At 51.9% G+C, this 12,242-nt stretch carries 7 protein-coding genes; 5 read left to right on the forward strand and 2 right to left on the reverse strand.

Annotated elements, in window-relative coordinates:
- The first annotated feature begins 27 nt into the window (after positions 1 to 27).
- Genes H065_RS0115600 through H065_RS0115610 form a run of 3 tightly spaced genes read left to right on the forward strand, consistent with a single transcriptional unit; the run spans position 28 to position 7,572 of the window.
- Positions 28 to 3,849 carry a TerB N-terminal domain-containing protein gene (locus H065_RS0115600; RefSeq protein ID WP_081604149.1) on the forward strand — a complete coding sequence of 1,274 codons (3,822 nt, stop codon included), beginning with the start codon at positions 28 to 30 and terminating at the stop codon, positions 3,847 to 3,849.
- 7 nt (positions 3,850 to 3,856) lie between these two features.
- Positions 3,857 to 5,290: an ATP-binding protein gene (locus tag H065_RS0115605; RefSeq protein ID WP_017814018.1), complete on the forward strand. Its 1,434-nt coding sequence runs from the start codon at positions 3,857 to 3,859 to the stop codon at positions 5,288 to 5,290.
- Positions 5,287 to 7,572 (forward strand): DEAD/DEAH box helicase, encoded by a 2,286-nt coding sequence (locus H065_RS0115610; RefSeq protein ID WP_017814019.1) that lies wholly within the window; start codon positions 5,287 to 5,289, stop codon positions 7,570 to 7,572. Before H065_RS0115605 ends, H065_RS0115610 begins: the two co-directional genes overlap by 4 nt.
- A gap of 45 nt (positions 7,573 to 7,617) precedes the next feature.
- Here H065_RS0115610 and H065_RS0115615 read toward each other — a convergent pair whose 3' ends face one another.
- Positions 7,618 to 8,196, reverse strand: coding sequence for a TetR/AcrR family transcriptional regulator (locus H065_RS0115615; protein WP_017814020.1), 579 nt, complete (start codon positions 8,194 to 8,196; stop codon positions 7,618 to 7,620).
- A 257-nt stretch (positions 8,197 to 8,453) separates the two neighbouring features.
- Here H065_RS0115615 and H065_RS0115620 point away from each other — a divergent pair, with 257 nt between their 5' ends.
- Complete coding sequence (locus tag H065_RS0115620; protein ID WP_017814021.1) at positions 8,454 to 9,593, forward strand: NADH:flavin oxidoreductase; 1,140 nt, start codon at positions 8,454 to 8,456, stop codon at positions 9,591 to 9,593.
- Positions 9,594 to 9,829: 236 nt separating this feature from the next.
- Here H065_RS0115620 and H065_RS0115625 read toward each other — a convergent pair whose 3' ends face one another.
- Positions 9,830 to 11,041, reverse strand: a complete 1,212-nt coding sequence (locus H065_RS0115625; protein ID WP_017814022.1) for an ROK family protein — start codon at positions 11,039 to 11,041, stop codon at positions 9,830 to 9,832.
- A gap of 330 nt (positions 11,042 to 11,371) precedes the next feature.
- On the opposite strand from H065_RS0115625, the gene H065_RS0115630 reads away from it, so the two are divergent.
- Complete coding sequence (locus tag H065_RS0115630; RefSeq protein ID WP_017814023.1) at positions 11,372 to 12,190, forward strand: purine-nucleoside phosphorylase; 819 nt, start codon at positions 11,372 to 11,374, stop codon at positions 12,188 to 12,190.
- Positions 12,191 to 12,242: the final 52 nt, after the last annotated feature.

Below are 12,242 nucleotides of genomic sequence, written 5' to 3' on the forward strand. Positions count from 1 at the left end.
ATTACGGAAGAAAGGCAAGGTTGCACTATGATGTTATCTTCTCCAGTATCCTGTACGGATAAATCGTATATTGCCCTGCTGAGCTTCGAGGAAGATCGGGGCTTTTTCCTGCATATTTCCTATGGAACTCAAGCGATGGAGCTGGAGAAAGCCATGGAAGTGCAGCAGTTAGTAATGGGCCGCTCCCTGAGCGGCAGTGACCGCTGGCAGATCAGTGCTGCGGGACACAGTGAATGTCTTCTGATGCCGGAGGAAGCAGGCAAGCTCTACAGTCGTCTATTGCGACTGCTGCCTGGCACCCTGGAGCTGGAAGAGGGCATTCCGGTACAGACGTATTGGGACAAACATGCCGCCGCCGTACTGGCCGGAGGCGAATCGGATTCGTCAGCTCCCCTCTATGAATTCGACGATGCGCTCGATGTGGGCATCAATGAATATGCAGCAGCAGTTCATGAGGAGTCTAGCATATATGCTGCGGGTCAGATCGATTCTGCACAGTATGCACCGGATTCGGCTGCTATACAGTCAAATGGGCTTGGCAGTGCCGGATCGAATGAGTATATTCCCTATGAAGAGGAGATTTTTGCCGGGGATATTCATCAGGAAGTTCGCTGGGTGCTGGAAGGACGTCGTGAAGAGCGCGGCGGTATCGGACAGGTAACAGCGATCCCGATGATCGAGATCGGAGGCATCCGCTATCCGGCGATCGAATTGTCACGCCGTCTGGGATCGGCAGGTACGTATGTTCAGCTCGACGGACATGGTCAGATCGAGACGGAACGTCTGCGTGAACTGGGGCTTGGACCGATGGGCAGAATGGCGGACGGTACTTCGTTGGATCGCAATAGCAAGCTGACTCCGCAAGAGATTATTCAGCGTGGATCAGAGCGTTTGCGTGGTCCGTGGGAAGAGATTATTATTCCCGATTTGCAGCTGCCGGATACCGAACAGGGAATTTATGGTCATTTTGAGTTTTTGAGCCGCTGGGGAATCTCCGGTGGCATAATGGGCGGAGTCATGAGACATGCCGAAGAATTGGGCGATTGGCTGTATGAGCTGCTTCGCCGCGCTTCGGGCTGCCGCATCGGCCTGGTCGGCAAAAAGACGCTGCTGAATACATTGCACAAAATGTGGTCGGTTACGCTGGGCGGCTTCTGGCAGGAAGCCGATACACGTCCGGTTGGCAAAGGCAGTACCGAACAGGGCGGATTAATTGCTGTGCCGGTCAGTATGCTGACACAGCGTGGTGCAGTCCTGCCGGGTGGTGTTGATATGGTGATCTATCTAGAGCCGGATGAAATGACCAGCGATGTATCCAGCAAAATGTACAAAGCCATGAATAAAATCAATGCTCGTCTTCGTCTGTCCATCTATTCGGAGGAGCAGCGGCTCGACGATCCGCATATGCGAACCGCTCAGACCAGTCTGCTCAAATTATTCCATTCGGTTGTGCGCGAATATGCGATTGCCGATCCGGATCATCCGCTGACCAGTCTTCCGCCTGCTTTTGCCATGACGATGCGCAAATCGTCTGCAGCCGGATCAGGAGAAGCGGAGCTGCGAACTGGTGGATTCGCCGAGTTCGAGCTGGGCAGCGAAGGCCAGGGATGGAGTATCCCGGCGCGAGAAGAACGGCCAATGGCTGCACCGCGTACATGGAACGATTCGTCCAGCCGCTCGGAGCGAACAGCCGGACTGCTGGAAGAATTGTCCCTGCAGGGAATAGAGATTGGCATTCCCGGATATTCTGGAGGAAGTCACTCGGCCAATCCCATACGCTCCGGACAGGAAATACAGCAGCCAGAGCAGAGAGGGACACCGATCCCGCCGCTGATTCATGGCGAGGCTGGCCGAACAACTGATTCATATGACGGTATCGAAATATCATTGGAGCCGGTCAAAGCTCCATCCATGCACAATATTCAATTGGCGGATGTGTCCGGTCCAGTTGTTATTCCGGAATATGATACCCACTCTATGGATATCCTACTGAAGCGGACAGAGCCCGAGTACTTCTCCACTGTAGCAGCAGATGAGGGAGAAGTGCTGACCAACGGCTATGAACTGGACATGGATATCGCGATCGAACCACTTGATATATCTGCGTTCACCTCGTCATCTGTAGATAAGAGTGACAATGGGGCAATGACGGAGATTGAACAGGAACAGACGCGCTCCATGTCCTCCATTCAGAGTGCCGAGCATATTTTTGCCCGCCGGGCGCATGAAATGATGGACCAAGTCGAAGAAGAAGCAGAGTTTGTACCTTTTATGAGTTATTGGCCGACTTATGAGAGCATGACCTGGCGGCAAAAGAAATGGTATTTCTACTGGCGTCAGGAAGTCCGCAAAGGATATTATCCGGCCACGGATCTATCGTATATTTTCCTGCTCTGTTATGAAGTCATCAATGGTGCAGGATGGCAGGAGCCTGTAGAAGGACATCGATTGCTGATGAGCCTGTGGCAGCAGTACAGACACCGTTTCAGCAAGCTGGATCGTTATCTGCCACAGTGGATTGTGGACTTTGCGCAGGTGCATGAACTGCAGGAGCCGCTGATTGAACTGCTGCGGGAAGTACCACGTCATCTCCCGGTAGAACTGGCCGATCTGGAATGGGAGCGCATCTGGAGTACATCTCCGGTTGTAATTCCATTTGACCTGCTGCCCGAGCTGATCAATTATGATATCGAGCGCAGCCGTTTTTATGCGGAGGTAGGCGGCGAACAGATGCGGGAGTATATACCGAAAATCCTCGCCGCAGTTGATGCTTTTCTGGATAAGCAGCAAGGCGTTCGGCTGATCCAGTTGTTCCGGCCGCCGGTCTATCGCGAGACGGATCGATATCTGTTCCGCAGTGCTGTATATGATGCGACCCGGTATGGACGTACCTGTACAATCCGACGTCTGCCGCTGTCCGAGCATGGTCCGCTGCGTGAATTCCTGACCGGCATCGTCAAGCTGACGGAAAATGAATTACGGCGTCATCTGGGATTTAGCGGCCGTCTGCGGATCAGTCCGCCGGTTGAACCCGAGATTGCCCGTCTGATCGAGCGCTATATCAAACGCGCCTTTACCGTACCGGAAGAAGTTCCGGCACCGCGTCAGGTACAGATCGATGCGAGCGTATTGGAGAAGCTGCAGGCGGATTCTGCAGTGGTACGTGATATGCTGACTCTCCAGGAAGAGGAAAAAGCTGCTATTCGCCGGGAACAGGCCGAGGAAGCACTGCTGGACAATTGGAGTCAGACAGCTGCTCTGTCAGCAGACTCTGCTTCTGTCGATACTGTGGATCGGGAGCAGGATAGGACTAGCCAGATTCAGGCAGAAAACCTGGGTATAGAAATGCAGGAAATGATAGCCGTTTCCACTGCCAAAGAATATGAAGAATCCCCTTACCTCATCGGGGCAGAACAATCGCATATCGATGACTTGGACAATACAGCGACAGATCGCCCAGCTCCGGATACAATCGAAATAGATAGGCTGGCAGCATTCGATATTGCAGCAGATGCTGCCAATACAGCTCATACACACACCGATGCCGCTGAACCGGCAGACTTGCGTTCAATGTCTGTACAACTGCAGCTGCCCGATGATCTGGAGGAAGAATGGATAGAATGGGCGGGGGCGCTGCAGCAGCAGCATATCAGCTTCCTGGCTGCTATTTTGAATGGCGCCGGAGAGCATGAACTGCAAAAAATCGCTGGTACGCATGGCACAATGGCTGCGCTGCTGGCAGATGAGATTAACGACCTGGCGATGGATACAATCGGCGATCTTCTGCTGGAAGATGGGACCGTGATGGAAGAATACAGATCATTGCTGGATGCAATCATCATGAGGTGAACTGGAAATGAATGAAGTGAAAATACCCAAACGGGTCACAACGGCACTGGTAAATTCCTTTGCTGCCGGTGTAGTCCCACGGATCGGACTGGAGCATATCGCAGTCGGTCGTAAATATGAAGTGGAATCCATTTTGCGTGAACTGGAAAATGTAGCCGATGGCGGCGCCGCATTCAAGTTGATCACCGGCCGCTACGGCAGTGGTAAAAGCTTCCTGCTGCAGATGATTCGCAATTATGCGATGGATCGCGGATTTGTCGTGGCAGATGGCGATTTGTCTCCCGAGCGGCGCCTGACCGGTGCTAAAGGGCAAGGACTTGCCACCTACCGGGAACTGATGATCAATTTGTCGACCCGCACACGTCCGGATGGCGGAGCACTGGAATCCATGCTGCAAAAGTGGATTTCCAATCTGCAGCAGCAGGTTATGGAAGACCATCAGGTCTCGCCGGATGATCCTTCGATCGGTATCGAGGTGCAGCGGCGTATTCATGCGGTGACTGCAGAGATGGAAGGCTGGGTACACGGTTTTGATTTTGCCAAAGTATTGTCTGCCTACTGGCAGGGCATCCGTCTGAATGAGGATACCCTCAAGCAGTCTGCCCTGCGCTGGCTGCGCGGAGAATACCAGACACGGACCGAAGCACGCCGAGAATTGAATGTAAGTGTCATTATCGATGATGACGGCTGGTATGACTATATGAAGCTGTGGGCGGAATTTGCTGCCCGGATTGGCTACAAGGGATTGCTGCTGTTCGTCGATGAAGGCGTGAATTTATATAAAATATCCAATAGTGTTGCCCGTCAGAGCAATTACGAGAAGCTGCTGACGATCTTCAACGACACCATGCAGGGCAAAGCCGGACATTTGGGCGTCTTTGTCGGCGGTACGCCGCAGTTCGTCGAAGATCCGCGCCGTGGACTATATAGCTATGAAGCGCTGCGCTCACGATTGGCAGAGAGCCGGTTCGGCAGCAGTGGTACCAAGAATTTTGCAGGTCCGGTCATTCGGCTGGAGATGCTGTCGCACGAAGAGATTCTGCTTATGCTGCACAAGCTGCAGGATATTCACTGTCAGCATTACAAGTATGAAAGTGTACTGGAACAGCATCAGCTGGTCGCTTTTATGCAGACAGCGGTATCGCGGCTGGGAGCGGACGAGCTGCTGACCCCGCGCGAAGTGGTACGGGATTTTGTGGATCTGCTTAACACGCTGCATTTTAATGAAGAATTGACCTTTGACGGACTGCTCGGCGAACTGGCAGCAGCGCCTGCTCCGGTATATGCCGGTAACATCGATCGCAATGATCCCGATATGATTATTCATCCCGCATCTTCTGCTGCGGCAGGTGGCAGTCGTGGTGCAGTCGCCCAGCGTGGACCGGCTGCAGCCAGTCCTCCGGATGAAGTGGATGATTTTCTGGCGGAGTTTGATCTGTGAGCGGGCATCCGTTTTACCGGCTCGCGCCTTTTATCCAGGAATATATTTACCGCAGCGGCTGGAAAGAGCTGCGTGAAGCCCAGGTCGAAGCCTGCCGGGTGCTGCTGGATACACCGAATCATCTGCTGATCGCTTCGGGCACAGCCTCTGGCAAAACAGAAGCTGCCTTTTTCCCGGCGCTGACGGCACTGTATGAGCAGCCGTCCCGCTCGGTCGGTATTCTGTATATCGGGCCGCTCAAAGCGCTGATCAATGACCAGTATGAACGGCTCAAAGGTGTACTGCGCGATTCGGAGATTCCCGTCTGGCACTGGCACGGGGATGTGCCGCAATCGCACAAGACCAAGCTGGTACAGAATCCGTCCGGCATTTTACAGATTACACCCGAATCGCTGGAAGGTCTGCTTATGAACAAGCCCAATGCCATCCCGGCATTATTCGGCGATCTGCGCTATATTGTGGTGGATGAAGTCCATGCCTTTATGGGAGCAGACCGGGGAATTCAGGTGTTGTCACAGCTGTCCCGGATTCAGCGGATGGCAGGCTGTCGTCCGCAGCGGATCGGATTGTCTGCGACATTGAGTGATTACGAGAGTGCTTGTAACTGGCTGTCTTCGGATACTGGTCAACCGGTTGAAGTGGTCTCGCCGCAGGGCTCGCGCAAGCTGCGTATCAGCATCGAGCATTTTTCCTTTCCCGATGCACGCAATGAAGAGCAGGCCCAACAGCTGGAGTATGCGCAGCAGGCGTATCACAACTTTATCTACGATCAGACCCATCACAAAAAGGCGCTCATCTTCACCAACAGCCGCTCGGATGCAGAGTATCTGACACTGGAAATGAGACGGGTCGCTGCCAAGCGGCAGGAGCCGGATATTTTCCATGTGCATCATGGCAGTATCTCGGCGATGCTGCGTGAGGAAGCCGAAGCTGCGCTGCGGGAAGGGTATGGTCCGGCAGTCGCAGCAGCCACACTCACGCTGGAGCTGGGAATCGACCTCGGTGAACTGGAGAGGGTCATTCAGCTGGGAGCGCCGTATTCATGCTCCAGCTTTGTTCAGCGTCTGGGCCGCTCTGGCAGACGGGAAGGCTCTGTTTCCGAGATGATCTTCGTCTGTCCGGAGGAAGAAGACGAGCAGGCGCAGCTGCCGGCGCGGATGCCATGGATCATGCTGCGCGCGATTGCAGTTATCGAACTGTATGTCAAAGAGCGTTGGGTCGAGCCGTTCAGCGCACGTAAGCTGCCGATTGGCATTTTGTATCACCAGACGATGAGTACGCTCAAAAGTATAGGTGAAGCAGAACCTTCCGAGCTGGCACGTGCGATTCTGACACTTCCGCCATTTCGTCATTTTACGGTGGAGCAGTATCAGCTGTTCCTGCAGTATTTGCTGCAGCTGGATCATATTCAGCGCACCGAGGAAGGCACGTTGATCGTTGGTCTGGCCGGAGAGAAGATCGTGAATAATTTCCGCTTTTATGCGGTATTCAAGGATGACGAGGAGCATTCCGTCTATAACGGATCGGAAGAGATCGGTTCGATTACGACCGTTCCGCCGCCGGGCTACTGCTTCTCGCTCGCCGGCAAGCTGTGGAAAGTGGAAGAGGTTGATACCCGCCACAAAGCGGTCTACGTCAAATCGTCCAAAGGCAAAGTCGATACGCTCTGGCTTGGTGCAGGCGGTGATGTGGATACCCGGATTATGCAGAAAATCCGTGATATTCTGGCATCGTCCGATATCTACTCCTATCTGGCACCCAATGCCGCTTCGCGGCTGGAACGTGCACGCCGCCTTGCCAGAGAAACCGGACTGTTGGAACAGATCGTTATTCCGGCAGGTGGTGATTCCTGCTTTATCCTGCCATGGGTAGGCAGCAAGGCGTTCCGGACACTGGAACGCCTGCTTAAGAACAATCTGTCCGAATGTCTCGCTCTGCGCGCCGTAACACCGATGGAGCCGTATTATCTGGTCGTCTCCGGCAAAGCGGATGCAGAAGAAGTACTGGCCGAGATTATCGCCGAGTGCAAACGGATCGATTATCCCGAGCAGCTGCTGGCCGATGAGGAAGCTCCGTATCTCGGCAAATACGATGAGTTTATCCAGCCGGGACTCGTTCGGCAGGCTTTTGCCATGGATGGTCTGGATATGGAAGGACTGCGCAGCGGGCTGAATCTGCCGGGGGTGCAGATCAATCTGATGCCTGCGGCAAACGAAGACACCAATGAATCTATAAATGAACACAGTAATAAACCGATACGCGAAGAAGCTGGAGAGTATTGATCTCCAGCTTCTTTTTTTGGTTAGTTGGCGGATAAATGAAATGGTTCAGAACAACGCAGTCAGCAGCGGCGTCATACGCGCTGCCAGCTGTTGGGAGGTCTCCCGCGCATTGTTACGTTCCTGACTCCAGCGCAGCGAGGCACCATATAGCGACCAGCTGATCATGGTAGCGGCGACTTTCAGCTGGGCAAGTTGCTGCTCCGGCTGCTGCTTGGTCAGCTGGTCCAGTATGTATTCCTCCAGCTGGATCTTTACCTGCTTTTCCATCATCTGACGCACTTCGGGATTGTTGCGGTGGCATTCATTGGCCGAATATTCATGGTAATCGCATAGCGCGCAGAGCAGTAGAGTGAGAGATTCCGGCTGTAATCCGTTATGGGTATCAATACCTTTGTAAATAAGCTGGATCAGCTGGCTATTGATCATGTCATCCATCAGTTCATATTTGTCCGTGTAATGAGTGTAAAAAGTTACCCGGTTAATCGTAGCATGACGGGTTATATCGCTAACGGTAACCTGCTGAAAATCCCGGGTACGCAGCAGCTCCAGAAAGGCCTGCTGGATCAGCTGGCGAGTCCGGATAACCCGCGGGTCTTGAGCGTTAGGGCGAGTCGAGAGAGTCAAGTTGATGTCCTCCTTTGTCTATATCCAATAGTCTTCTGCCTAAACGACAGATACAGAGTAGTGTTTACTTAAACGACAGATCATGGATTTTGTTGGTTGTACTGGGCATGTGTCGCTTATACAATAAGCACATAACCGATCAGGTTGCATGCACCTGCTGAGGAAATACTGCTATCCCAATACTTACTTTTTAATACTAATTTCCCAAAAGTAATGATTATAGTATAAACGAAAATGATGCCGGAGGTAGAATAAAAATGACATTTACCGAAAATAATCTGCAGGCTGTTCCCGCTCCTGCTGTCGCAAAGCTGTTTGAACCTTTTCGTTATGGACCGCTTGAATTATCCAGTCGGATCGTAATGGCGCCGATGGCGCGTGGATTCTCCCCGAATGGTGTACCCGGACCCGATGTAGCCGATTATTATCGCCGTCGTGCCGAACATCAGGTAGGGCTGGTTATTACCGAAAATATATCGATCCCGCATCCTTCTGCCAATCAGGACCCGACGATCTATCCGGACTTTAACAGTGAGGAAGCCCGGGCAGGCTGGAAGCATGTAGTGGATGAAGTGCACCGTGTCGGCGGGAAGATTATTCCGCAGTTGATGCATACCGGAATAGCCAGAGCAGCGATCCCACAGCCGGATGGAGCCGCACCATCGATCAGTCCGTCCGGTCTTGATGTAAATGGAGAGCAGCAGGGTGAGCCGATGACCGTAGAGGAAATCCACGAAGTCGTAGCGGCTTATGCAGAAGCGGCTGCCGAGGCGCAGCGACTGGGATTTGACGGGATCGAGCTGCACGGAGCTCATGGTTATCTTATAGATCAGTTTCTGTGGGAAGGTACGAACCACCGCACCGATGAATATGGAGGCAGTATTGCCAAGCGCACCCGATTTGCTGCGGAGGTCATAGCAGCCTGCCGCCAGGCAGTCGGGCCGGATTTCCCGATTATTTTCCGCTTTTCCCAGTGGAAATTCCCGGTGTATACCGCCCGGCTTGCGCAAAATCCAGAAGAGCTGGCAGAGGTGCTGAAGCCGTTGGCAGCAGCAGGCGTAGATATTTTCCATGCATCGACCCGCCGTTTCTGGGAGCCGGAGTTCGAAGGCTCATCCTTGAGCCTGGCTGGTTGGGCCAAGCAGATTACCGACCAACCGGCAATTTCTGTAGGCTCGGTCGGACTGCAGCAGGACTTTGCCGGCTTTATGGCAGGAGAAGGCTCCGAACCGTCGAGTCTGAATGATCTGACAGAACGAATGGCTACAAGCGAATTTGACCTGGTCGCTGTAGGACGTGCACTGCTTGCCGATCCGGCATGGGCAGTCAAGATTCGTGATGGCCGCGAAGATGAGCTGAAGCCGTTTCATGCTGATGCGATAGGGACTCTTTATTAAAATGTTTGTCTAAGCAAAAAGCGACTGGAGTAGGATTTCAGTCGCTTTTTTGCTTTGATGATGGCAGAAATAATGAGGCCTAAGCAGCTGCTATACTCCTGCTGAAGATACAGTGGCTTCAGAAGTGGCTATCAGTCGTCTGCCACGATAGATGGCTTGGGCATAGCATGAATCAACCAGCAAACAGGGTCGAAAATGGATAGCCAGTCTATTCGTTAATATGCACAGCCGCCTGTTTATCCCTCTTCTGTAAAATAGTCCAGCACCATGCATCCGGCTCCCTGCGCCACAATATCGTAGGCTTCGGTGGATGGGTGAATCTGCATACGGCTGTTCGGATAATGACGCAGCCGACTCTGCGCGGTAGCCGAAGCCACTTCGTAAAAAAGCGGCTTGGGCACCAGTGTCCCTCCAAATATAACCACATCCGGTCGCAGCATAAAAATAAGATTGCTCAGACCAATGCCAAAATAATAAGCCGCATCCCGAATGACTTCAAGACAAAGTGGATCTTCCCGCTCCAGTGCATCCAGCACATGATGAAATCCGATCTCTTCGATATTCTGATGCTCATGGTGCAGCATGGATACATGACCACGCTTGATCCGGCGCACCACTTCATCCCGAATTGCCGGCAGGCTGCTGTATGCCTGCAGACAACCATATGATCCGCAGCTGCAGCGATGCCCGTGGATATCTACAATCATATGTCCAAAAGAATCATCCATCTCGGTGCTGCTGCTGACCATCCGGCCCTGCACAATGGTTCCGCAGCGGATACCAATATCACTGGAGACGAATACAAGACTACCCGACTCTTTCCAGTGATGAATCCGATACTCTGCCAATGCTGCCAGCTGGGTGCCATTATCCAGCAGCACTCGGATATTGGTTAACTGCTCCAGCTTCTCGGTGATAGGCAGCCCATCCCATCCGTCAGCCGGGAACAGATTGGCCTTGCAAAGAATACCCTGCTCCCGGTCGATCGGGTCCAGTACTCCTACACCGATGCCCAGCAGCTGCTCGTCATGGATCGTATGGCTGACTCTCCAGTTCCGGACACAATCGGCGATAAAGTTCAGTGTATATTCACCGGTACAGTGAGCATCCATCTGCAGTTTGGCAGTATCCAGAATATTCAGCTTGAGATCCAGCAGCAGTACGGTAGTATACAAACTGGTAATCTCCACACCGATCAGATAGCAGGCGGTTGGCTGGATAACATACATGAGCGGACGGCGTCCACCGCTGGATTCGCCGATCCCGCTGTCGTAAATCAGACCTTCCTGCACCAGTTCCTCCAGCAGCCGCGCACAGGTCACACTTTTGTATCCGGTCATTTCGGCTAGTGTATGTATACTAACAGGTCCCAGTTTGCGTACCAGGCTATAAAGAAGTTTGAGATTTTTGAGCTTTGGAGAGGTAGAACCGATAAACTGCTTTAACATGATAGTCCTCCATATTGTGGATTGGCCGAAGTCAGGATCATTTTTGTTTGATAGGAATCGATAGGATAACAAGAAAATTATGAATTATCATTAGTAGTTACTAATATGTTTTTATTAATTGTATATATAGTCTGCTTTATTTAGACATTATTCAGATGAATATATTTATTTTAGTTGTTTATCGATATATATAATCATACTTTTTATATAATATAGATAAAGTGCGTTTACATCCATAATTTTATCCATTAGACTGAATAACGTCGAGTATAACGTATAGAATAGTCATCCAGACGTAATCATACTATTCAGATAATGGAGGAATATAGCATGCATAATCTACAGGATATTCAAGAGACCAAAGATTTTATTATGAATCAGACAGCACACCGCCCTACAATCGGTCTTATTCTCGGATCAGGACTGGGTGCTCTGGCAGATGATATAGAAAATCCACTGATTATTCCGTATAGCGAGGTTCCCCATTTTGCCAAATCCGATGCTGTGGGACATGCCAATGAGCTGGTGATTGGACAATTGATGGGCAAAACGGTCATTGCCATGAAAGGCCGCTTCCATTATTATGAAGGATTCACACTGGATGAGGTGACATTCCCGGTACGGGTTATGAAAGCTCTTGGGGTACAAAATGTAATCATCACCAACGCCTGTGGCGCAATAAATACAGACTTCCAGCCAGGAGAACTCATGCTGATTACCGATCATATCAATCTGGTAGCAGCCAACCCGCTGATCGGTCCTAATAATAATGAACTGGGTACCCGCTTTCCTGATCTCTCCAGAGTATATCATCCCGAGCTGCGCCGGATAGCGACCGAAGTTGCGCAGGAGATGAATCTCTCGTTGCAGCAGGGCGTATACGCATGGTGGAGCGGCCCGGCTTATGAGACACCGGCAGAGATTCGCATGATTCGTACGATGGGGGCAGATGCGGTGGGCATGTCGACCGTGCCGGAAGCGATTGTGGCCACCCATGCCGGTATGAGCGTACTCGGCATCTCCTGTCTGACGAATATGGCCTGTGGTATTCTGGACCAACCGCTGAACCATGAAGAAGTTATCGAAGTAGCGGGCCGGGTCAGAACTAATTTTGTCCAATTGATCAAAGGAACTCTGGAACAAATGTAATCATAGTGAAGTGCTGAAGAGGAATTTCTTCGTAAGATTCAAGATGGGGTGA

The organism is Paenibacillus shenyangensis (genome assembly GCF_000346635.1).
GTDB lineage: Bacteria > Bacillota > Bacilli > Paenibacillales > Paenibacillaceae > Saccharibacillus > Saccharibacillus dauci.